The 23,162-nt window shown below is 59.6% G+C and carries 17 protein-coding genes; 11 read left to right on the top strand and 6 right to left on the bottom strand.

Annotation, left to right across the window (positions count from 1 at the left end; genetic code table 11):
* Positions 1 to 4: 4 nt before the first annotated feature.
* Both ACYQ54_RS11670 and ACYQ54_RS11665 read left to right on the top strand, forming a co-directional pair.
* Positions 5 to 490, top strand: a complete 486-nt coding sequence (locus ACYQ54_RS11670) for a cytochrome c-type biogenesis protein (protein WP_460082365.1) — start codon at positions 5 to 7, stop codon at positions 488 to 490.
* Positions 491 to 638: 148 nt separating this feature from the next.
* Complete coding sequence (locus ACYQ54_RS11665) at positions 639 to 1,880, top strand: bifunctional alpha/beta hydrolase/OsmC family protein (protein ID WP_460082362.1); 1,242 nt, start codon at positions 639 to 641, stop codon at positions 1,878 to 1,880.
* A 34-nt stretch (positions 1,881 to 1,914) separates the two neighbouring features.
* On the opposite strand, the gene ACYQ54_RS11660 is transcribed toward ACYQ54_RS11665, so the two are convergent.
* From ACYQ54_RS11660 to ACYQ54_RS11645, 4 genes are all read right to left on the bottom strand, one after another.
* On the bottom strand, positions 1,915 to 2,994 hold the full coding sequence (locus ACYQ54_RS11660) for a DUF2336 domain-containing protein (protein ID WP_460082361.1): 1,080 nt from the start codon (positions 2,992 to 2,994) through the stop codon (positions 1,915 to 1,917).
* A 230-nt stretch (positions 2,995 to 3,224) separates the two neighbouring features.
* Positions 3,225 to 3,887: a 5-formyltetrahydrofolate cyclo-ligase gene (locus tag ACYQ54_RS11655; RefSeq protein WP_460082358.1), complete on the bottom strand. Its 663-nt coding sequence runs from the start codon at positions 3,885 to 3,887 to the stop codon at positions 3,225 to 3,227.
* A gap of 39 nt (positions 3,888 to 3,926) precedes the next feature.
* Positions 3,927 to 5,051 carry an HPP family protein gene (locus ACYQ54_RS11650; RefSeq protein WP_460082355.1) on the bottom strand — a complete coding sequence of 375 codons (1,125 nt, stop codon included), beginning with the start codon at positions 5,049 to 5,051 and terminating at the stop codon, positions 3,927 to 3,929.
* Positions 5,052 to 5,175: 124 nt separating this feature from the next.
* Entirely contained in the window at positions 5,176 to 6,174 is a 999-nt protein-coding gene (locus ACYQ54_RS11645; RefSeq protein ID WP_460082352.1) for a DUF2336 domain-containing protein, read from the bottom strand.
* A gap of 111 nt (positions 6,175 to 6,285) precedes the next feature.
* On the opposite strand from ACYQ54_RS11645, the gene ACYQ54_RS11640 reads away from it, so the two are divergent.
* The 6 genes from ACYQ54_RS11640 to ACYQ54_RS11615 all read left to right on the top strand — a co-directional run bounded on the left by ACYQ54_RS11640 (position 6,286) and on the right by ACYQ54_RS11615 (position 15,189).
* Positions 6,286 to 6,954 carry a glutathione S-transferase gene (locus ACYQ54_RS11640; protein WP_460082349.1) on the top strand — a complete coding sequence of 223 codons (669 nt, stop codon included), beginning with the start codon at positions 6,286 to 6,288 and terminating at the stop codon, positions 6,952 to 6,954.
* Positions 6,955 to 7,271: 317 nt separating this feature from the next.
* Complete coding sequence (locus ACYQ54_RS11635; protein ID WP_460082345.1) at positions 7,272 to 8,810, top strand: Do family serine endopeptidase; 1,539 nt, start codon at positions 7,272 to 7,274, stop codon at positions 8,808 to 8,810.
* Positions 8,811 to 9,001: 191 nt separating this feature from the next.
* Complete coding sequence (locus tag ACYQ54_RS11630) at positions 9,002 to 9,688, top strand: response regulator transcription factor (RefSeq protein ID WP_460082342.1); 687 nt, start codon at positions 9,002 to 9,004, stop codon at positions 9,686 to 9,688.
* Positions 9,672 to 11,126, top strand: coding sequence for a sensor histidine kinase (locus ACYQ54_RS11625; RefSeq protein WP_460082339.1), 1,455 nt, complete (start codon positions 9,672 to 9,674; stop codon positions 11,124 to 11,126). The genes ACYQ54_RS11630 and ACYQ54_RS11625 overlap by 17 nt, the downstream gene beginning before the upstream one ends.
* The gene (locus ACYQ54_RS11620) at positions 11,083 to 14,079 is read left to right on the top strand and encodes a bifunctional [glutamine synthetase] adenylyltransferase/[glutamine synthetase]-adenylyl-L-tyrosine phosphorylase (protein WP_460082336.1); all 2,997 of its coding nucleotides are present in this window, start codon (positions 11,083 to 11,085) and stop codon (positions 14,077 to 14,079) included. The genes ACYQ54_RS11625 and ACYQ54_RS11620 overlap by 44 nt, the downstream gene beginning before the upstream one ends.
* A gap of 216 nt (positions 14,080 to 14,295) precedes the next feature.
* Complete coding sequence (locus ACYQ54_RS11615; protein WP_460082333.1) at positions 14,296 to 15,189, top strand: alpha/beta fold hydrolase; 894 nt, start codon at positions 14,296 to 14,298, stop codon at positions 15,187 to 15,189.
* A gap of 215 nt (positions 15,190 to 15,404) precedes the next feature.
* Here ACYQ54_RS11615 and ACYQ54_RS11610 read toward each other — a convergent pair whose 3' ends face one another.
* Together ACYQ54_RS11610 and pepN are read right to left on the bottom strand one after the other, a co-directional pair.
* Positions 15,405 to 17,759, bottom strand: a complete 2,355-nt coding sequence (locus ACYQ54_RS11610; RefSeq protein ID WP_460082330.1) for a PAS domain-containing sensor histidine kinase — start codon at positions 17,757 to 17,759, stop codon at positions 15,405 to 15,407.
* Between the two features lie 157 nt (positions 17,760 to 17,916).
* Positions 17,917 to 20,562, bottom strand: a complete 2,646-nt coding sequence (gene pepN, locus ACYQ54_RS11605) for an aminopeptidase N (RefSeq protein ID WP_460082327.1) — start codon at positions 20,560 to 20,562, stop codon at positions 17,917 to 17,919.
* A gap of 299 nt (positions 20,563 to 20,861) precedes the next feature.
* Between pepN and ACYQ54_RS11600 the strand changes: the two genes are divergently transcribed.
* From ACYQ54_RS11600 to ACYQ54_RS11590, 3 genes are read left to right on the top strand one after another with little or no spacing between them, the layout of a single operon-like run.
* Positions 20,862 to 21,329 (top strand): class I SAM-dependent methyltransferase, encoded by a 468-nt coding sequence (locus ACYQ54_RS11600; RefSeq protein WP_460082324.1) that lies wholly within the window; start codon positions 20,862 to 20,864, stop codon positions 21,327 to 21,329.
* A gap of 27 nt (positions 21,330 to 21,356) precedes the next feature.
* Positions 21,357 to 22,541 carry a CaiB/BaiF CoA transferase family protein gene (locus tag ACYQ54_RS11595; RefSeq protein ID WP_460082321.1) on the top strand — a complete coding sequence of 395 codons (1,185 nt, stop codon included), beginning with the start codon at positions 21,357 to 21,359 and terminating at the stop codon, positions 22,539 to 22,541.
* Positions 22,542 to 22,558: 17 nt separating this feature from the next.
* Positions 22,559 to 23,143 carry an NUDIX domain-containing protein gene (locus ACYQ54_RS11590; RefSeq protein WP_460082318.1) on the top strand — a complete coding sequence of 195 codons (585 nt, stop codon included), beginning with the start codon at positions 22,559 to 22,561 and terminating at the stop codon, positions 23,141 to 23,143.
* Positions 23,144 to 23,162: the final 19 nt, after the last annotated feature.

Genomic DNA, 23,162 nt, shown 5'->3' with positions numbered 1-23,162 from the left:
CCGGATGATACAGCGTGTATTTCTTGCCCTGCTGCTCTGTGTGAGCCTGCTTGCCGCACCGGCTCTTGCCGTTGCGCCCGACGAAGTACTGGACGATCCGGTTCTGGAAGGCCGTGCGCGGGCACTGTCGGCGGGACTGCGCTGCATGGTCTGTCAGAACCAGTCCATCGATGACAGCGACGCGCCGCTGGCCAAGGATCTGCGCGTCCTGGTACGCGAGCGACTGGTCGCTGGCGACAGTGACGAGCAGGTGATCGATTACCTTGTATCACGCTATGGTGAATTCGTACTGCTGAAGCCCCGCTTCGCCTGGCACACAATCGTTCTCTGGGCTGCCGGCCCCGTTGCCCTGATTGCAGGCTTGATTGCGATTGTCGCAGCCCTGCGCAAGCGTGCCCGCAATCGTTCCGCGGCAAACGATACGTCCGCTCCCAGCCTGACGGCCGAAGAAGAACGCCGCCTGCAGGCATTGCTCGACAAGGCGGACTGACCGCTCTGGCCACGATCTCTGGGGCGTCTGTCCTGATTTCCTGAAAGGTCGTTCAAGAACTGCGGTCACTGTGTTCACACCAATGCGTGACTTGCATGACAATCAGGTGTGCTTACCTGAAGCCGAGTGACCGCATGGAGGCTCGCAAATGGGACAACACCCGCTGAAACTGGAATTCGACGGAGCACATGACGCAAGTCTTGCAGCCCGGCTGGACCTGCCGACGGGCAAGATCAGGGCATTCGCGCTGTTCGCGCACTGTTTCACCTGTTCCAAGGACATTGCCGCCGCACGACATATTGCCAGCGCTCTCTCGCAGGAAGGCATTGCCGTGCTGCGGTTCGATTTCACCGGGCTTGGCGGCAGTGGTGGCGACTTCGCCTCGACCGGCTTTTCCTCCAATGTGGAAGACCTGAAACGCGCAGCCGATTATCTGCGTCGGAACTACCAGGCACCGCAGCTCTTGATCGGCCATTCGCTCGGCGGGGCTGCGGTCTTGTCCGTTGCCGCCGACATTCCCGAAGTCAGAGCCGTCGTGACCATCGGCGCTCCGGCTGATGCCGATCATGTGATCCGCAGCTTCAAGGGCGCAGAGGATACAATCCGCCGGCAGGGAGAAGGGGAAGTCTCTCTCGAGGGGCGTAACTTCACCATCCGCAAGGAATTCCTGGAGGATCTGGAAGCCCAGTCCGTTCGCCGGAAGGTCACCAATCTTGGCAAGGCTCTTCTGGTGATGCATGCACCGCTCGATGACGTTGTCGGCATCGACAACGCCACCAGCATCTTCGTCGGTGCCAAGCATCCCAAAAGCTTCGTCTCTCTCGATACAGCCGATCACCTTCTGTCCAAAAGCCGGGACGCCGCCTATGCCGCACGTGTGATTGCCGGCTGGGTGGGGCGTTATCTCGATCCGGAGGCGGAGCAAGCCGGCGACGAGGCCAAGGATGGTGTCGAGGTGGTGGAGACGGGGCAGGGCAAGTTCCAGGTCATGGTCACCAGCGGCAAGCACCGGATGATTGCGGACGAGCCTGCCGACGTTGGCGGATTCGACAGCGGTCCTTCACCCTATGGATATCTTTCGGCGGCGCTCGGTGCCTGCACGGTGATGACTTTGCGCATGTATGCCGAACGCAAGGGCCTCGATATCGAACGGATCGGCACGCGTATCCTGCACGGCAAGGTGCATGCGGCCGATTGTGAAGACTGTGCGGAAAGCGTCAAGTCGCGCAACGGCAAGATCGACCGGTTCGAGCGCCTGATCACGCTGGAAGGCAACCTGGATGAGGCAACGCGGAAGCGGATGCTGGAAATCGCCGACAAATGTCCTGTGCATCGCACCCTGGAAGCGGGCGCTGCCGTTGTGACGCGGGAAGTGCAGCCCGGCGAATGAACCGGTGATGTGAAAGGTCGCGGGGAAGGCGGCCTCAGGCGGCTTGGCCTTCCAGTGTCTGCAAGCGGATTTTCATGAAGGACAGCAGGCGGCGCGCGTCGCGGTCAGTGAGCGACTGGTAGTCGTTGGACCAGTTTTCCGCGGTCGATTGCGGCTGCTTGTTGTGCATCGCCCGGGCTTTGCACAGGGCGGCGTAGTCCGCATTTTCCACCCCCATGGCACGGCAAAGAACGGCGACCCCGGTGGAGTCGTACCGGACCATGACGTTGGTGACATATTTCTGCTCCAGCCCGGCCATTTCCGCCAGCAGGAAGCAGATGTCGAACAGGTTGTTGGACAACGAAAGCTGGGTGACCGCCTTGCTGAGCGAACGTTGCCCGGCCCGGATCTCCTTCAACGTGACCTTGGCGTTGATGCGGGTCGCCTTGCGTTCCAGCTTTGAACTGGCGACGACCTTGCTGGCCTTGTGGAAGAGATCCTGGATCAGCGTCTCGTTATCCTTGCGCAACTGGCGGATCTTCGCCTGTTGGGCTTCCGGCATCTGGTTGATCAGTTTGTCGTAGTCTGACTCGGTAATATCCGCCCGTTCCATCATGGCGTCGCGAATTTTCTCGTCCTGTTCCGCCAGCTTGATCAGCAGACGGGACCCCCATTCGGAAAACTCTGCGCCGGCGTTGGCCGCGACGGACTGCTTGACCGGGCTTTCGCCTCGTTCCAGCAGAACATCGGTGACATTGGCTTCAAGATGTTGACGTTTGGAAATCGCCAGCAGGTGCCCCTGTCCCATGGTCTTGGCCAGACGGAGGATATCCTCCGTCTTGAGTGCATTGGAAGACGTCAGCATCGGCCGCGCGATGTCGATCTCTTCGCGGGCAAGCTCATAGGCAACCTTGTTGGATGTGTCGTCAATCGGCGCCAACTGTTCGGAAATCGCCTTCTTCTGTTCCGGTTCCATGGTGGGAAGCATGCTTTCCAGCACCGTGTTGAACAGAGCAATTTCTTCGGTCTGATAACTGTTCGCGCCGCGTACGAAAAGCTCGGTAACATGCTCCACCAGCTGGTGGCGCTTTTCCGGGGTGCTTTCCTGGGCAAGACTGAGAAGGTCGTTGAGCATCTTTGAGCTGTCCGTTTTTCTTGTAACAGCAGTACCGCGGAGACAGTTTACAACTGTCTAAAGCGCAGGCTAAAAAAAGGATAAATCTGTCGAGCTATCCGTATTATTTACAGTACTTGTAGCGCGTTTCGCCGGCAGATGCCTGCTTTGGGAAAATTTACTTTGTTTGATGAAGTGTCCCGGATTGCCAGCAAAAAGTAGCTTTAAGTAACTCCCGGTTGAAGCAGAGGTCATTTTCCCTGTTCATCCACCTCTTGACCAGTGTCCAGCACGACCTTGTCCATCGGGACATCCCAGGGCATCGGAAAGATCGACGGGATCCTGCAAAAGGCAAATCCGATGCCGATCGTCAGTGGTTTGGATGGCAGCGAGGCCAGTGTCCGGTCGTAATAGCCGCCGCCGTTGCCGAGGCGATAGAAATGGCTGTCGACACCAACCAGTGGGGCAATCACCACCTCCGGTATCTGCGCCGGACCTTCTTCCGGCACGGGTATGTTCCAGAGGCCTCGTGTCATCGCACATCCGGGGCGCCAGGGGCGGAAGATCAACGGCGTCTGCTTTTCCGGAACCACCGGCAGAAGAACAGTTTTCCCTGCCTTGCTCAGGTCCGCCATCAAGGGGCGCAAATCCGGTTCGCCGCGGATCGGCCAATAGAAGGAGATGGTCTGAAAACCGGCGGTTTCCAGCACCGGGCGAAGCTCGTCGATCAGGGTTGTCGTCTTTTCCGTCCGCTCGGCACTGCTTAGCGCCTTCCGCTTTTCATACAGGCGGGTGCGCTCGGAGGTGCGGAAACGGCTGACATCACGAAACGTCTGCTGATCCACGACAAACCCGGCAACCAGCTTGTCGGCAAAGCAGACAGGGTCTCCAGGCAGATCGACGTCATCGCACATTCCGGATAACTCCTTTCGGTGTCCTTGTGCCTCTCCGTGTCAGGCGGCCTTTCTGTCCGCCACCGGCCAGACCAGTGCCTCAAGCAGAAGAGATCTGGTCAGAAATCCCAGGAAGGTTCCAGCCTGGCTCACCGGCACATGATCTAGATTATCGCGAACCATGACATGCAGTGCATCGCCAAGCGGCAGGCTGCCGTCGAAAGACGTCACGGGAGCGCGCATGATGTCCCGGGCAAGCGGAGTTTCTGGAGGACAAGTCATGTCCTGCGTGGTCCCGGTCAATTGGTGCAACAGGTCACGCTGGTCGACCAGGCCGGTGAGACGGCCATCCGCGCCGACAACGGCAACGACCGGTTTCCCGCTTTGCTCAAGTCTGCCGACAAGGGTGCGAAAGTCCGTCTCGGGAAGAACAGTCGTATCATTCGGGTTGACGGCATCGGCGCATGAGACCCCTTCGAATGGAGGCTGGATGAGCTCTGCTTCCACCGCGGCCACGAGCCGCGCCAGGTCGACCGCGCCAAGGTTGGTCGACTGGTGAAACTTGGTCAGCACACTCGACAGATTTTCCTCGGTCAGTCCCAGGCGCCGCATCGGTGGCGGCCCGTTTTGTGAAAGGCTGGTTCTGAAGGGATACTTACGTCCGGAATATCGATGAAACACCAGACCTGACGCCACCAGTACGCTCGTCATGACAGCCGTGTTGACGACCACCATCACGGCACCGACTTCCGTCAGAAGGTTCGGCGACAGCCCGATCAACAGCGCGACAGCACCGCCGGGCGGATGAAGGGCCCGGCCGAGCATCATTGCGGCAAAGGCAAGCGCGACAGCCAGGACAGGGGCTGTTTCGGCAGGCAGCAGGCCAACTGCCGCCACACCGCAAACTGCCGACAGCGTGTTGCCGAGGATCGCGGACCACGGCTGTGCGAGCGGGCTGTTCGGAACGGCAAACACGAGGACGGCACTGGCTCCGAGGGGAGCCATCAGAAACAGCGGTAAACTTCCATATTCGTGCATTCCCCAGACCATGAGGGCGCAGGCGCCGATGCCCGCCGCACCGCCAAGCATGGCCAGGAATGCCTCGGCCGGCTGCGGCCAAGGCAGCGCAGGAGCAAGAGCGGTCCGGAAACTTGGCCGAAAACCTGATTTGCGGTCAGAGTGCATGAAAGTCGCCTGAAAAATATGCATTTGCACAAGTTCTAGGCGATTTTTACGGCAATGACTTGGATTTTGAAACTCAATTTCCGCTTCAACGCGAAACGGATTTTCATCCCGCCAGCGTCTGCGGTCAGGCCGCCTGTTCGTGCTTGGCGGCTTTCAGCTTCATCTTCATCAGTGCCAGAAGGCGGCGGGCATCGGTATCATCGAGCATGTGATAGTTGGTCAGCCACTTGCTCCCGGTGCTTTCCGGAAATTTCAGATGCTTGCAGCGCTCCTTGCAGACCGCCTGAAATTCCATTGCGCCGATGCCGGTGGCGCGGCAGACGGTGGCAATGCCGGTGGAATCGAACCGGACCATCAGGTTGTGGACATATTTCATGTCCAGACCGGAAAAGAACGAAAGCAGGGCAACGGCGTCCAGGAGGTTGTGCTCCTGGGCCAGCTGATAGACCGCCTTGTTCAAAGTGGTCTTGCCAAGCCGGATACCCATCAGCCAGGCCTTGGGGCTGATCTTGGCATGTTTCCTGACCAGTTCCGCACCTGCGGCGATCTCGCCATCGTCCCGGAACAGGTCCTCGATCAATTCCTCGTTGGATTTACGCAGATGCCGGATGCGCTCGCCAAGCTGCTTGGGCATATGCTTCACAAGGCTTTCGAACACCGGCATGGAAATCTCTGCGCCGAGGTTGGCAGCCAGCGTTTGCTTGACATCCTTGCTGCCGCGCTTGATCAGGATATCGCTGAGATCCTTGCTGACATGGTCGCGCTTTGCCATGGCCAGGAGATATCCCTGGTCCTTGGTTTCGGCGATCTTGCGCAAGTCTTCTTCCCGAAGAGATTTCGAGCGTTCCAGAACAGCCTGGGCAACGGGCAGGTCGTCACTGGCCATGGCCGCAGCGAGTTTGGAGGACATGGATTGAACGTCGGCAAGACGTTCCGACATCTTGCGCTTGGCATCATGGGCAAGGGAATCGTAGACGCCCTCAAGCATGTTGTTCAGAAGATGGGTTTCTTCGGAGCCGGGGTCATCCGCGCGGGCAACAAGCAGACCGGTCACGTGCTCGGCTAGCTCGTGTTTTTTTTCCGAAGAACTGTCCTTGGCAAGCTTAAGAAGCGAGTCGCTCATGTCCGTACCCTATCGGAACAAGTTTCGCCAAACTTTCTTTATAACCTGTGAAAACAACCAAGTGTTTTGTTGGAATGAGGTGTAATCGGCAATGTTGACCTGCGGGAGCCAATGCGTCATTTGACGCGCATGACCGCGATTACGATGCCTATCCTGTATTCCTTCCGCCGTTGTCCCTATGCCATCAGGGCAAGGCTCTCCATTGCTGCAAGCGGTGAACGGGTCGAACTGCGGGAAATCGTGTTGCGGGACAAGGCTCCGGAGTTTCTGGAAACCTCACCCTCGGCAACAGTACCCTGCCTGAAGGTCGGTGAAACGGTGATCGACGAGAGCCTGGATATCATGCTCTGGGCCCTGAACCGCGCCGACCCTGAAAGCTGGCTTCAACCGGAGGAAGGCAATCTTGAGGACATGCTGGCATTGATCGGTGCCTGCGACGGTCCGTTCAAGCGCCATCTCGACCGCTACAAATACGATACCAGACATCCGGACTCGGACAGGCAAACCGAGCGCTCCGAAGGTGCCGACTTCCTTCGGAAACTGGACAGCCGTCTGTCCCGGATGCCTTGGCTTTTCGGCGGTAGGGCCTCGCTTGCCGACTATGCGATCCTGCCGTTCGTTCGACAGTTTGCCAACACCGACCGAAGCTGGTTCGACGGTGAAGACTGGACACGCCTCAAAGCCTGGCTGGAGGCCTTCGAGAACTCTTCCCGCTTTCAGGCGGTGATGCCGAAATGGTGCCGGTGGCAGGCCGGAGACATGCCGGTTGTCTTTCCCTGACAGGCGAATCGCATGCAGGTTCGATCAAGCGGGAAGGGGGACTGCGCCTCGTGCGGTTTCCGTGTCTCTTGCCTGCCTGCACGGATTTTTCCAACCTCATGGCTGTTGGCCTAGAAAAAGCTTCTGCTTTTCACTGCTTGATTTTGGCGGTTTTCCTTACGTTTTCCGGTCCGTTTCCCAACCTTACAAAACCGTAATGCCGCCGACAGGCGCCTGTAAGACTGGTTCACCTACTTTCACTTTCGAACCTGGAGCGCAGTCCCCGCAAGCGGTCCGGGAAATGGCTTTCAAACCGTATCTCGAAAGAGGAAGACAACATGCAAAACAGTCGCTCAGTTTCTCCCCTGCGCTCCCGCCGCGCCAAGTTGTTGGCAGGTGTCTTTGCGCTCGGCGCAGCCGGACTGCTGACGGCACAGACCATCGTCCCGAGCCAGATGGCTCTGGCGGATGCAGTCCGTGTCGACACAGCGGCTCCGCTGGACTTCTCCCACGTCGTCAGTGCCGTCAGCCCGGCCGTCGTCAGTGTTCAGGTCAAGCAGGCCGCAGAGCCGCGCATGATGAATTTCGGCGGCGGCAACGACAGCTTCGAAGATTTCTTCAAGGGCCTGCCTGAAGGCCACCCGTTCCAGCGCTTTTTCCGCGAGTTCGGTGGCAAGGGCGGTGACCAGCAGCAACAGCACAACCAGCGCCGTGCACCGCGTCAGTATGGCATTTCCCAGGGCTCCGGCTTCTTCATCTCTGATGACGGCTACCTGGTCACCAACCATCACGTGATCGAAAACGGCACCGAATTCACTGTCATCGACCGCGACGGCAAGGAATTCAATGCCAAGCTCATTGGCGCCGACAAGCGCACCGATCTGGCACTTCTGAAGGTCGATAGCGACGAAAAGTTCACCTACGTCGAGTTTGCCAAGGAAGCGCCGCAGGTCGGCGAATGGACAGTCGCCATCGGTAACCCGTTCGGCCTCGGCGGATCGGTGACGGCCGGTATCGTTTCGGCACGCGGCCGTGACATCGGCGCTGGTCCCTACGACGACTTCATCCAGATCGATGCTCCGGTCAACCGCGGCAACTCCGGCGGTCCGGCCTTCAACATGCATGGCGAAGTCATCGGCGTGAACGCCGCGATCTTCTCGCCATCCGGTGGCAACGTCGGTATCGCCTTCGCAATTCCGGCTTCGACCGCGCAAGATGTCATCATGGAGCTGAAGGACGACGGCACAGTCGTTCGCGGCTGGCTGGGCGTTCAGATCCAGAACGTCACCGATGACATCGCGGAAAGCCTTGGCCTCGAAGAGGCCCGCGGCGCCATTGTCGCGGAAGCGCAGGAAAACAGCCCGGCTCAGAAGGCTGGCCTGCGCTCGGGCGACACAATCCTTGCCGTTGACGGCACCGAAGTGAAGGGACCGCGCGAGCTGTCGAAGATCATTGCGGCTTACGAGCCGGACAGCAACGTGGACATCACCGTCTGGCGTGATGGTCAGAAAGAGGACGTCACCGTGACGCTCGGCCGCCTGCAGGAACAGGAACAGGTTGCAGCCGTTCAGCCGGAAGCAGGTGAAAGCAAGACCAGCCTCGACGATCTTGGTCTGGTTCTGACCACCAAGGCCGAAGCGGGCATGGAAGGTGACGGCGTGGTTATCGCCGAAATCGATCCGGACAGCCCGGCAGCCGAAAAGCGCCTCAACACGGGGGACGTGATCCTGGAAGTCGCCGGCATGAAGGTCAACAGCCCGTCCGACGTGCTGAAGGCGCTGGACAAGGCAGAAAAGGATGGCCGCAAGGCGGTTCTCTTCCGGGTTGAAACCAACGACACGACCCGGTTCGTGGCCCTGCCCATGAACCTCGCCTGATCAGGGACCGGTTCTGCCCCGGACCGGACCTGTGAGGCAAGACCGGCCTGCCCTCTGCCCCCAAACCCCGACGGGCCGGTCATTGCCAAGGGTTTATCTGCTAAACCCTGACTGACTGGCGGCGGCGACTCTCACATCCATCGCCGCCGCCAGCCATTTTCTTTATGGCCAACTCAAGCTAAAAGGATGACATGTTGAGGATTCTTGTCATTGAAGACGACCCGGAAGCTGCAAGCTACCTCGTCAAGGGTTTGAGTGAACTGGGCCACACCGCCGATCAGGCCGGAGACGGGCAGACCGGGCTGGAGATGGCACACGACAGAGACTACGACATTCTCATCGTCGACCGCATGCTGCCCAAGATGGATGGGCTTTCGGTCATTCAGGAATTGCGCCGGGAAGGCAATCACACGCCGGTGCTGATCCTCTCCGCCCTCGGTCAGGTCGATGACCGCGTCAAGGGCCTCAAGGCTGGCGGCGACGACTACCTGCCCAAGCCTTATGCCTTTACCGAATTGCAGGCCAGGGTCGAGGCACTGGCCCGGCGGCCCAAGTCGGCCAGCCAGATCGAAACCACCTATACCGTCGGTGATCTGACACTGGACCGCATGGCGCATTCCTGCCGCCGCGGTGAAATGGAAATCCCCTTGCAGCCGCGCGAATTCCGCCTTCTGGAATATCTCATGCAGAATGCCGGCCAGGTGGTAACCCGCACGATGCTGCTGGAAAACGTCTGGGAATACCATTTCGACCCGCAGACAAACGTGATCGACGTTCATATCTCCCGCCTTCGCGGCAAGATCGACAAGGGTTTCGACACCCCCCTTCTGCACACCATCCGGGGTGCCGGATACACGATCCGTGACGCGGCTCACTAGATTCACCAGAACCACAGCCTTCAAGCTGTCGCTGCTCTACATTGCCGTTTTCACGGTCATGTCCGGGGTGCTTTTGTTCTACATCGCGGACAACACCGACAACCTGATGTCCGAACAGGTGGTTCAGTCCGTCGATTCCGAATTGAAATCACTCGCCGATGTCTATGTGCGTGGTGGCGTGCGTGATGTTGTCGAAACCATCGACCGGCGTTCCCGCCATCCCGATGCAAGCCTTTATCTCCTCGTCGATTTCGCGGGAAATGCCCTCGTGGGCAATATCGCCCGCCTGCCGACCACCGTTCTGGAAGAAGCCGACGGCGGGCTGCGCCGGGTGCGCTACACGCGTCTCGGCCAGGATTCGGAAGACGTCGAGCGTCAGGCAATGGTGCGCACCTTCGAACTGCGCGGCGGGTTTCGTCTGCTGGTCGGGCGGGACCTTGGCGACCAGCTTCGTTTTTCCAACCTTCTGGCCAACGCCTTGCGCCTGTGGCTGGTCGTGGTTGTGGTGATGGCCGCAATCACCTGGCTGTTCGTCAGCCGCAGGGTGATGAAGCGCATCGACGAGATTTCCGCCACCAGCCGCACGATCATGCAAGGAGAACTCTCCGGCCGTCTGCCCGTCGCCGGCAATGACGACGAATTCGACCGCCTGGCAATCAATCTCAATACGATGCTCGACCGGATCGAACTCCTGATGCAGTCGATGAAGGATGTCACGGACAACATCGCCCATGATCTGAAAACGCCACTGACCCGCCTGCAAACCCGGATCGAAAATGCCTTGCGTGAAGCCAAGGGGGAGGAGGGCTACCGGAGCGCGCTGGAAGCAACACTGGAGGAATCCGATCAGCTCCTGAGGATCTTCAACGCACTGTTGCGCATTGCCCGTGTTGAATCCATGGCACCGGGCTCCGTGATGGAAGCCACAGACCTCAACAAACTGGTCGCGGAAGTCGCCGAATTGTACGAACCGCTGGTGGAAGACGAAGGCGGCAAGCTTGAAACCGATCTGCCCGAAGGCCTGAAGGCGGACTGTAACCGCGATCTGATCAGCCAGGTTCTGGTGAACCTGATCGAAAACGCGCTGAAATACGGCCGACCGCAAACCGGTGACTTTCGTATCCGCCTTGGTGGCCGCGAAGAAGACGGCCGCATCGTCCTCAGCGTGAGTGACAATGGCCCCGGCATCCCGGAAAAGGATCAGGACCGGGTCAAGGAACGCTTTGTCCGTCTGGAAGAAAGCCGATCCGAACCTGGAACAGGCCTTGGATTGAGCCTCGTCAAGGCAGTTGCCCGCTTGCATGGCGGAGACTTGCGCTTCATGAATGAGGACCCGGGACTGTGTGCCCGGATCGATCTCAAGCCGGTGAAACCGGAAAGCAGCAGGAGCGGGCATGAACAAGGCGGCACGGCCGGGCAATCGGGAGAAGGGAACTGACCAGGACGGTGGTGCGGGCTTTCTGGCCGACCGGATCGCGGTGGTTCCAACGGCACCGGATCCCGATCACGCAGCCCTGTTCCTGAAAGATCTGCTGTCTCACGCCGAAGCCGGCGAGGCCCTGAATGCCCTCTTGCAGGACAAGCCGGACCTGGAAGGCTTCCTGCTCGGGATTATCGGAAACTCTCCCTATCTGCGCGATCTGATGCTCGCAGATCCGCCGCGCCTGCTCTGCATGCTGCAGGAAGCGCCGGAAACCCGGCTGGAAAACCTGCTTGCAGCAGCCCGTGAAGCGCGTGCGGGAGACGAGGCCGGTATCATGCGGGCCTTGCGTCTCTACAAGCATGACCTCGCGCTGACGCTCGGCCTTGCCGATATCTCCGGTGCGATCGGCCTCAACCGGGTGACCGGCGCTCTGGCAGGGTTTGCCGACGCAGCGCTGACGGCGGCAATCAGGTTCTGCCTCGGTGACCTCGCCCGCCTCAACAAGTTCTCGCCGCACGATCCGGAAAAACCGGAAATCGATAGTGGCCTGATTGTCCTTGCCATGGGCAAGCACGGGGCGAACGAGCTGAACTATTCGTCCGATATCGATCTGATCGTCCTCTACGATCCGGCAAAGGCCCCGATGGCGGGATCGGCGGAAGCGCCCGTGGAATTCGTCCGGCTGACACGGCGACTGGTCAAAATCATGCAGGACCGCACTGCCGACGGATACGTCTTCCGCACAGACCTGCGTCTGCGTCCCGATCCCGGGGCAACGCCGCTTGCCATGTCGGTTCCCGCGGCGCTGGTCTACTACGAGTCTCTCGGGCAGAACTGGGAACGTGCGGCACTGATCAAGGCGCGGCCGTGTGCTGGCGACATACCTGCCGGTGAATCCTTCCTGCATGAAATCGTGCCCTTCATCTGGCGCAAATATCTCGACTTCGCGGCAATTGCAGACGTCCAGTCGATCAAGCGTCAGATCCACATGCACAAGGGCCATGGGGCGATCGCCGTTGCCGGGCACAACGTCAAGCTCGGCCGCGGCGGTATCCGCGAGGTCGAGTTCTTCGTCCAGACCCAGCAGTTGATCGCCGGTGGCCGAAACCCGGCACTGCGCGGGCGCCGCACGCTCGACATGCTGGACGCACTCGTCGATGCCGACTGGATCAAGGGCAAGACGCGCGACGAAATGGCAGACGCCTACCGGTTCCTGCGCAATGTCGAACATCGCATCCAGATGCTGAACGACGAGCAGACCCAGCTTCTGCCCAAGGACGAAGAGGGCATGAAAAGAGTGTCCGCGCTGATGGGCTACGATACGCTTGCCGACTTTGAAGCGGCATTGCTCGAGCGTTTGCGGACGGTCCAGCACCACTATGCAGAGCTGTTCGAAGACGAACCGGCGCTGTCGTCCGAACTGGGCAATCTGGTCTTTACCGGTGACGATCACGACCCAGGCACGCTGGAAACCCTTGTGAGCCTTGGTTTCAAGCAGCCGTCGGAAGCTGCAGCCATCGTCAAGTCGTGGCATTTCGGCCGTTATCCCTGCACCCGTTCGACCAAGGCACGCGAGCGGTTGACGGAAATGCATCCGGCGCTTCTCAGTGCGCTTGCGGCGACAGACAATGCGGATGCCGCGCTGCGAGCCTTCGACAGCTTTCTGGGCAAGCTGCCGGCCGGGGTGCAGTTGTTCTCGCTGCTGAGATCCAATCCTCAGCTCCTGACGCTTCTGGCGACCACCATGGGCGCAGCACCGCGCATGGCCGAGACGGTTTCCAAGCGGGTCCACGTGCTGGACGCGGTCCTCGACCCGGCTTTCTTCGGTGCCATGCCGAGCGTTGAGGAATTTCGTGCCGGGCTTGACCGGACACTTGCTCAGGCCCGGTTTTACGAGGAAGCGCTGGATCGGGCGCGGATTTTCACCCAGGAACAGCAATTCCTGATCGGTCTGCGGATGATTTCCGATACGCTCTCGGCCGATCGGGTGGGCTTCGCTCTGGCACGGCTGGCGGAAGTGGTCGTCGACAGGATCCTGAAGCAGGTGATCGTGCATGTCGGTGAAAACAACGGCACGGTGCCCGGCGGCAACGTCGCCGTTCTGGCCATGGGCAAGCTCGGCGGGCGCGAAATGACCGCTGCCTCAGATCTCGATCTGATCTTGCTCTATGAAGCACCCGAGGACGTCAAGCAGTCCGATGGCAAGCGGCCTCTGGCGATTACCCAATACTACACGCGCCTGACCCAGCGGCTGGTAACGGCCCTCAGCGCACCAACCGCGGAAGGTTCGCTTTACGAAGTCGATTTCCGGTTGCGTCCGTCCGGGAACGCGGGGCCGTTGGCGACAAATCTCGACGGATTCATAGCCTATCAAAAGAAGGAAGCCTGGACCTGGGAACACATGGCGCTGACGCGGGGGCGGGTGATCGCCTCCACGACTCCCGAGTTCAAGCAGAAGATCGTCGACAGCATCAGCGGCACGCTTGTTCAGCCGCGCGACCGGTCCAAGCTCGCTGACGATGTCCGCACCATGCGGGCCCGGATCGAGAAGGAAAAAGGCACCAAGGATGTCTGGGACCTGAAACAGGTCGCCGGTGGTCTGGTCGATATCGAGTTTCTGGCACAGTTTCTCCAGCTTGCGCATGCTCAGGACAACCCGGAGATCCTGGCCCAAAGTACGGAAAAGGCACTGGAACTGATGCGTGAGGCTGGCTTCCTGACCCTGGGCGACGCCGGTTTGCTGCTGGAAGCTCTCAGGCTCTATCACCGGCTCACCCAGGTGTTGCGACTGGCTCTATCCGGAAAATTCGTGCCGGCGGAGGCACCGCGCGGTGTTCTGGACCTTCTGGTGCAGGCTTCGGGCAGCCCGACCTTCACCCGGCTGGAAGCGGAACTTGCAGAGCTTCAGGTCAAGGTGCGTGAGACCTTCGTGCGGCTGATCGGGGAGGTCGAAACGGTCAGCAGCTAGAGCAAGTCGTGTTTTATCGGTATCGCTTTTCACTGTCTGAAATCCGAGTTTTCAACGCGAAAAGCGATGCAGGATACTTTCAGATAATCGCGACACGCTTTGGATGTGGATTGCCAAGCTGTTTTCATTGGGCTAGGGAAGTGCCGCGCCGGCGGCCGATTTCAAGTCATTTTGCGCTCTTTTGAGCGAACCCTCTCCCATTTCTTGAGAAACGTCATGACTCAGTCTTTTGATGAAGCGGTCCGTCGCCCGGACCGAAGCGGCAGCCTCACGCTTGCCGATACCCGTGTGCTCGCCTGGTCTGAATGGGGCTGGGAGGCAGGTAATCCGGTTCTGTTCCTGACAGGTGCCGGCATGGCAGGAACGCTCGGCTTCGGCCTGGATCATCTCGCAGACCTCGATATCCGGCTGATCTCACCGGACAGGCCAGGGCTCGGCGCGTCTTCCGCTGATCCCGGCAAGACGCTTGTCAGCGTCGCAAGCGATATCGCTGAACTTGCAGCTACACTGGGCAAAAACTCCATTCCCGTTGTCGCCTTCTCGCAAGGGGCACCCTTCGCTTTTGCAGTTGCCGCATCTGGCATCGCGACCTCTTTGGCAATTGTCTCCGGCCAGGATGACCTGTCGCACCCGGAATTTGCAGACCGTGTACCCGAGCAGGTCACGCAGATGCTTCGTCAGGCGGTGGAAGATCCGGGCGGTTTTGCTGCCATGCTCGAACAATTTGCCGAGCCGGATGGCTTTTACGATCTAGTCCTGTCGATGAGCTCGCCGGAAGACCAGGCGGTCTATGGCGCTGAGCCCTTTGCCTCGGCCTACAGGCACGCGCTTCATGAAGGTTTCCGGCAGGGCCCGAAAGGATACGCCCTCGATACGCTCGCGGCGCTCGGGCCTTGGGGGATTGATCTGGAAAGGATCAGTTGTCCGGTTGCGCTCTGGTATGGCGGCAAGGATGGCAGTCCGGTTCATTCGCCGGACTTCGGGCAATCGCTCCAAAGCAGACTGCCCAACGCAAGCCGCCGGTTTTTTCCTGAAGAGGGCGGCGCATTGCTGTGGACCCGTTCGCGAGACATTCTGAGCGCGCTGACCGCGACAAGCGGCAACGACTGATCCTTGCCTGTTCTTGTCCTTAAGGCAAACCAGCGCTCGTCTGGAAGGTGTGGCACTTTCAGACGAGCGCTTGCTTCCTGCAGAGCGGGACGTCGCGCGGACAACCAGTTGGGGAAATGCACCCGCCGGAATTGCTGCGGGTTTGAAGCCGTTTCTACTGTTCTTTTAAGTGGGGGTGAGCGCAGGCCTTGCCGGTCCCGCTCAGAGCTGTCTGTTCAGGCAGCTTCTTTTTCTGCAAGCGGCAGCGTGAAGCTGACAGTCGTGCCTTTCTTGACTTCCGACTTGATGACCAGCGTGCCGCCGTGCAGTTCGACCAATGAGCGTGCGATGGCGAGGCCGAGGCCCGATCCCTGGTGGGTCTTGGTGAACTGATTTTCAACCTGCACGAAGGGCTGAGCGAGACGTTCGATGTCGCGTTCGGAAATGCCGATGCCTGTATCCATCACTTCGAAGCGCAGCTTGTCGCCACGTGGCCGGGCCTTCAGCGTGACAGTGCCATTGTCCGGCGTGAACTTCACCGCATTGGCCAGAAGGTTCAGGAGGATCTGTTTCAGCGCCCGCTTGTCAGCGTGAACGGAGACATTTTCGACGACATCGGTGGTGACGGTAATGTTCTTTTCAGTCGCCGCCCCAGTGACGATCCGGCTGGCATCTTCGGCGGACTCGGAGGCATTGACAGTTTCGGTCTCGATGGTCATGCGGCCGGCTTCGATCTTGGACATGTCGAGAATGTCGTTGATCACGTTGAGCAAATAGGTGCCGGAGGAATAGATGTCCTTGCAATAGTCGGAGTAGCGGTCGGTGCCGACAGGGCCGAACATTTCCTGCGTCATGATGTCGGAGAAGCCGATGATGGCGTTGAGCGGCGTTCTCAGTTCGTGGGAAATATTGGCAAGGAATTCAGACTTGGCCTTGTTGGCGGCTTCCGCCCGGGTCTTTTCTTCCTGATACTTGTCGGCCATTTCCACCAGTTGCCGGGCCTGGACCTCAAGGGTCTGGCGGGACTTCTGGAGATCGGTAACGGTGGCTTTCAAACGCTTTTCGGAATCGATCAGCTTCTCTTCGTGTTTCTTCAGCGCGGTAATATCCGTGCCGACGGAGACGAAGCCACCATCCTTGGTGCGCCGTTCGGAAATCTGCAGCCAGCGGCCGTCTTCCAGCTGTGCTTCGTAAGACCCGTCCGGGGCGCCGCCACGCTGGCGAACGGTGACCGGCTGCGGTGCCACTTCCGCGTTGGAAGCTGCCGCCATCACGTCCTTGTAGGGCGTACCCGGCTTGATCACGGCATTCGGCAGGCTGTGCAGCGACTGATAGTTGGAATTGCAGATCACCAGCTCATTGCGGGCATTCCACAGGACGAAGGCTTCCGAAATCGTCTCGATTGCGTCACGCAGGCGAAGGTCGGCCATGCGGCTTTGTTCGGCGAGCTCGTGCTGCTCGGTGATGTCGATACAGATACCGATCAGGTGCGGTTCGGCGCGTCCGGGCTCCGACTGGATCTCGCCACGGGCGCGCAGCCAGATCCAGCTTCCGTCGGCATGGCGCATGCGGAATGTTTCGTCGACCAGGGTCTCTCCGCTTTCCAGCAGGTGTTCGGCAAGGCCCAGAAGGTCGATGTCATCCGGATGGGTGATGTCGGCGACATCGGCAAAGCTGAGAATGTCGTCTTTCGGTTCGCGGCCCAGCAACTCGTAGAGCGAGGAGGACCAGAACATTCTGCCGCGCGACAGATCCCAGTCGAACAGTCCGCAGCGACCGTGGGTGAGGGCGGTGTCGATGCGGGCGCGGGTCGCCGCATACATGTCGTCTGCCGCTTCGGCGCGGGTCGCCTGGCTGAAGAATCCGTAGATGACCGCAAGCAGAACCAGCGACGTGCCCACAAAGAGCGTCACATTCGCAGAAAGGTCGTCCCGCCACTGGCTGTAGATTTCGTTTTCCGGCTGTAGCACCGCGACCATTCCAAGCCTGCCATCGAGGTGATGAACCGTTGCCAGAACCTTTTCCTTGCCCTTGTTGCCACCCAGGTTGGTGACAACCGGCATCACGCCCGCACGAGCGCCAAAGACCATGAGCGGCTGGGACGGGCCGAGCAGGTCGCTGATCGGGCGGCTTTCAAGTGACGGCTGAAGCGGGGCCGAGGCAACGATGGTGCCGGATTGATCGGCGACAAGGTAGATGCGGCCCTTGCTGGTCGCGCCAGCGGGCAGGCTGTCGGCGAGGATGCGCTTCAACGTTGTCCGGTAGCCGGTTTCCGGCAGGTCGTTTTCCGATGACATCAGGCCGCTGGCAACGACGGTTGCCATCAGGCTCAATGTCATCTGCGCGTTTTCCTGGGTCCGTGTGTAGTCGCTTGCCAGATCGCCGGTGCGGAACAGGGCCAGTATGATGATGAAGAGGATTGCGAGGCCCGGAATGAGGCGACGCATCAGGTTGTCGGAGCGGGCGAGGCTTTCGGCAAAGGAGCCGAGGATGGAGCGCAGCGGCAGGCGGTCGGTGCCTGTCCCTGTGTTCCATTCAGACTCCTTCTCGCCGCGCCGCGAAGATGCGCCGCCAGCTATTGCTCTCGCCATTGGAAGTGTGCCTCAAAAACCGCCGCGTCGGGGAACGCCCCGAATCACTTCCATTTGAATCAAATCGTCTGTTTTTGTCCAGACCTGGCCAAGAAGAAAATGGTTAACGCGAAGCCGCTTTTGCGGTTCTTTCGTTAACTTTTCTCAGTATTGCAGACTACTGCAAGGTTCTGTCGACAATGTCGCGGCTGTCTCTCGACAGATTTTCGCATGCAGAAATCGTCAGGAGAGCAGATTCCGCAAGTGCAGTTCTTTGTGGGTCAAGTGCGCGCCACGACCGGAAGCTCGTCAGAAGTCTCGATGCCACTTGCGGGTTTCGCTTGTCGATCTCCAGAACCGATTCGGCCACCAGTTGGAAACCCTTGCCGTCCGCCCGGGCGAACTGGGTCGGGTTGCCGGTGGCAAAGGATTGCAGAAGCGAGCGTACGCGGTTGGGGTTGCCTGCATCGTAGGAAGGGTCCGACATCAGTGCCTTGACCCGGTCCAGTGCGCCATCACCCGGGGCGGTGGCCTGGGTCATGAACCATTTGTCCATGGCAAGCGAGCTGTTTTCGTGGCGCTGACGGTAGGTTGCCAGGGCTTCCTCTTCGCGCGGCATATGGTCGTGAACCAGCAGCGTCAGTGCCGCGAGCCGGTCGGTCATGTTGTCGGCAGACGCAAATCGGGAGAAGGCCAGATCGGCGGCATCGCTTGCACCCGAGGCCGCGTAGTAGTGCAGACAGCGGTTCGCAAGCGCCCGCTTTCCGGCAGCCTGTGCATCAGGTGAATAGGTTTCGTTTGCCGACTGCGCGGTAATGAAGGGCACAAGCGAAGAGCCAAGACGGGTGGCAACCGCTCGCCGCAGCATCTGGCGGGCCGCATGAATTGCATCGGGATCGACATCCTTGCCTATTTCCTGGGCGACATCCGCTTCGCTGGGCAAGGTAAGCGCCTGTGCGCGCAAGGCTTCGTCAAGCTCGGTTTCACCCAGAACGGACGCGAATACGCCGATGACGTCTTCTGAAGGGGCACCTTCCGAACCGTCGCGCACCTGGCCGGCAAGCCTGACGAGATCCTGCATTGCCAGCGTCTGAACTGCCTGCCAGCGATTGAACGGATCGCGATCCTGTGCTGCCTGAAACAGGAGTTCTTCAGTGTGCAGGGGCTGGTTCAGACGAACAGGCGCGGAAAAACCGCGCAGGAGCGACAGAACGGGTGCGGCGGCGACATCGTGAAAGACGATGTCCTGATGGGCTTTGTCGAGCACCAGCACATCTTCGGCAACATGTGCGCCATCCACGGAGCCGGTGACCATGTCCTCGCCCTTGGGGCCAATCAGCCCGAAACGGAGCGGGATGACGGCCGGCTTGCTGGATTTCTGACCCGCGATGGGCGGAATTTCCTGAGTCAGCGAAACCGTGAAAGTCTTGCGGTCGGGATCATATTCCGTTTCCACCGATACCACCGGTGTGCCTGCCTGCTCATACCAGAGCGAGAATTGTTCAAGATCGGTGTCGGAAGCTTCCTCGAAGCAGGCCAGGAAAGCCTCGATCGTGGTCGCTTCACCGTCGTGACGGTCGAAATAGAGGTCGAGCCCGGCCCGGAACTTCTGCTCTCCGAGAAGTGTCTGCAGCATGCGGACAACTTCGGCGCCTTTTTCGTATACGGTTGCCGTGTAGAAGTTGTTGATTTCATGATAGGTTCGCGGACGGACAGGGTGCGCGAGCGGGCCCGCGTCCTCCGGAAACTGATGCGATTTGAGCAACCGCACGTCCGCGATGCGCTTGACAGCGCGTGAGCGCATGTCGGAGGAGAATTCCTGGTCGCGGAAAACTGTCAGGCCTTCCTTCAGGCACAGCTGGAACCAGTCCCGGCAGGTGATGCGGTTGCCGGTCCAGTTGTGGAAGTATTCGTGCGCGATCACAGCTTCGATATTGGCATAGTCCTGATCGGTCGCCGTTTCCGGGTCAGCCAGCACGTATTTGTCGTTGAAGATGTTCAGGCCCTTGTTTTCCATCGCGCCCATGTTGAAGTCCGACACGGCAACGATGTTGAAAACGTCCAGATCATATTCGCGGCCGAACACTTCCTCGTCCCAGCGCATTGATCGCTTGAGAGAATCCATGGCCCAGTCGCACAGGCTTTCCTTGCCGTGCTCGACATAGATATTGAGCGCGACTTCCTTGCCCGACATGGTCGTGAACCTGTCCGCAACCTCGGCCAGGTCTCCCGCAACGAGAGCGAACAGATAGGCCGGTTTCGGGTGCGGGTCGTGCCAGACGGCGTAATGCCTGTCGGTGCCTTCGATATCTCCGGTCTCGGCAAGGTTGCCATTCGCCAGAAGTACCGGGCATTCCGCCTTTGAGGCTTCCAGACGTGTCGTGTAGACGGCAAGCACGTCCGGACGGTCGAGAAAATAGGTGATCCTGCGGAAACCTTCCGCTTCGCACTGGGTGCAATAGGTGCCGGAGGACCGGTAGAGGCCCATCAGCTTCGTGTTTGCATCCGGATCGATTTCAGTTATGAGCGTCAGCTCGAAGGGGTCTGCTGGCGGGGAGGCTAGTTCGAGGCGGTCGTCCGTCGCGGCATAGTCTGTCTCTGGAAGAGCCTCGCCATTCAGCCTGATGCCGGCAAGCGACAATTCGTCTCCATCCAGCACCAGCGGCGCGCCGGCTGCGGTGCCCGGTTGCCTGCTCACCTGAAGGGTCGCTGTGACCCGCGTGGCGCTTGGGGCAAGCTCAACGTTCAAGGCAACCTTGTCGATGCGGTAGAGAGGCGGTTGATAGTCTTCCAGCCGGATGGCTGGCGCCGTTTCGGAACGCATCGAAATCTCCTGCTGATGTGAGGCGCAATTGCCTGCAGTTGCCTGGCCGGGAAAGCCCCGGCCGTTGCCGGAGCCGCACCCTCATGAAATCGTGAGGATGGGTTTAGGCGTTAGCATGATCGCGCATTGCGGCAAAGTCCTCTTTGACCTTCCGCAAGGGCTGCTATTCCGTCGGCCTTTGATAACACCTAAATGCGGATCAGGGGTTTTGACGACAGCCGGGGCATTGTCTATGTCATGTGCGTCGCAAGTTGCAGGGATTTATTTTAATGAGCCGTTTGGACAGTTTTATTCGCCGAATGACATCGCAGAAAACTTTACTCGAATTTCTGGTCGACAAGGTCAACGAGGTCGAAGGACCGGTCCTCGAGCTCGGACTGGGCAATGGCAGGACATATGACCACTTGCGCGAGATTTATCCGAACAAGGAAATTTTCGTCTTCGATTTCGCCATGGATTGCCATCCGAGCTGCGCGCCGGATGCAGAACACATGATCCTCGGCAACATCCGCGACACGCTTAACTTCTGCGGTCCGCGGATCGGGGCAAAGGCGTCGTTCGCTCATATCGACATTGGCTCGGCCGATCCGACGAACGATCTGGCGACGGCATCCTGGCTTGCTCCGGCGATCGATGCGCATATGGCCATCGGCGGCATCATCCTGTGCGCACTCGAACTCGAGCTGCCAAATTTCGAGACCCTGAAGAAGCCGGACGGCATTCATCGGGGACGTTATCATATCTATCGCAAGACATCAGAAGCCTGACCGTCGGCACTATTCAGGAAGAGACACATGACCGCGCCGCTCAAAGGCATCAAGGTTGTCGAACTGGCCCGCATTCTTGCCGGGCCATGGACGGGCCAGACTCTCGCAGACCTCGGGGCGGACGTCATCAAGGTGGAAAGCCCGCAGGGGGACGACACCCGGGGCTGGGGACCGCCCTTCGTAAAGGATGTAGCCGGAGCCGATCGGGACGCAGCCTATTTCCATGCCTGTAACCGGGGCAAGCGGTCGATTGCGGTGGATTTCCGGACAGAAGAAGGCCAGGAACTCGTCCGCCGGCTGGTGGCCGATGCCGACATTCTGATCGAGAACTTCAAGGTTGGCGGTCTCGCGAAATATGGCCTCGATTACGACAGTCTCTCGAAGGTCAATCCAAAGCTGATTTATTGTTCGATCACAGGGTTCGGCCAGGATGGGCCGTATGCCCATCGCGCCGGTTACGACTTCATGATCCAGGGCATGGGCGGCATCATGGACCTGACCGGAGAGCCGGATGGCGATCCACAGAAGATCGGCGTGGCATTCGCCGATATCTTTACCGGGCTTTATGGTGTCATCGGTGTTCTCGCCGCCCTGCGCCGGCGGGATGAAACCGGCGAAGGGGAGTGGGTGGACATGGCGCTTCTCGACGCCCAGGTCGGCGTTCTGGCGAACCAGGCACTCAACTATTTCGTCTCGGGCAAGTCTCCGAAGCGCCTTGGCAATGCACATCCGAACATTGTTCCCTACCAGGTATTTCCCGCCAGCGACGGACATCTGATCATCGCAGTTGGCAATGACGGCCAGTTCAGACGTCTTTGCGCGGTGCTCGGGGTGCCCGACCTTGCCGACAATCCGCGCTATGCCACCAACGCCGCCCGCGTTGCCGCACGATCGGACCTTGTGCCGATCCTGACGGCAGAAACGGCGACACGAACCCGTGACGACCTTTTGGCCGCCCTAGAAGGGGAGGGCGTGCCCGCCGGGCCGATCAATTCCGTGGAAGATGTTTTCAACGACAGGCAGGTGCTGCACCGGGATCTGAAGGTCGCGTTGCCTGCAACCGGCGTCGAAGGCGGCTCGGTCGCATCGGTGCGCACACCCATCAGGTTCAGGAACGGCACGCTCGTGCTGGATCGTGCCGCACCGGCACTCGGCGAGCATACGGACGAAATCCTGAGGGAACTCGGCCTTTTGGGCGACCCGAAATCCTGAACGAGGAAAGCATAGTCGTGAGCGACCCGGATTTTTTCAAAGTCGTCGACAGTGAAGTCCTGTCCGATTCCTGGGGCACATTGACCCGCCACCGGATCGAATACAGGCGTCGGGAGGGAACCTGGCAGGAGCAGGTGCGCGAGGTCTATGACAAGGACCATGGCGCGACCTGTCTGCTTTACGATCCGGAACGGAATTGCGTTCTGCTGACGCGCCAGTTCCGTCTGCCCGTCTGGGCTGCCGGACGAGACCCGCTGCTGATTGAAACGCCTGCCGGTCTTCTGGAAGGTGCGCACCCGGAGGAGCGCATGCGGGCGGAGTTGATCGAGGAGACGGGCTTTCAGGTCTCAAAACTTGAGTACTTGTTTGACGCTTTCATGAGCCCGGGCTCGGTCACCGAATATGTGGCATTTTTCACAGGGACCTACCATCTGAATGACAAGGTGGCCGCCGGTGGCGGCAAGGAAAGCGAAGGCGAGGATATCGAGGTGCTGCACGTGCCTCTCGATGAGGCGCTGGGTATGATCCGTTCGGGTGAGATTGCGGATGCCAAGACCATTATTCTGCTGCAGGAGCTAGCTCTGCGACGCTTGGCCGGCTAAAGGCAAAAAACATCGCAGC

The sequence above is a fragment of the Roseibium sp. LAB1 genome, assembly GCF_054658235.1.
This window is presented reverse-complemented; position numbering and strand designations above follow the sequence as displayed.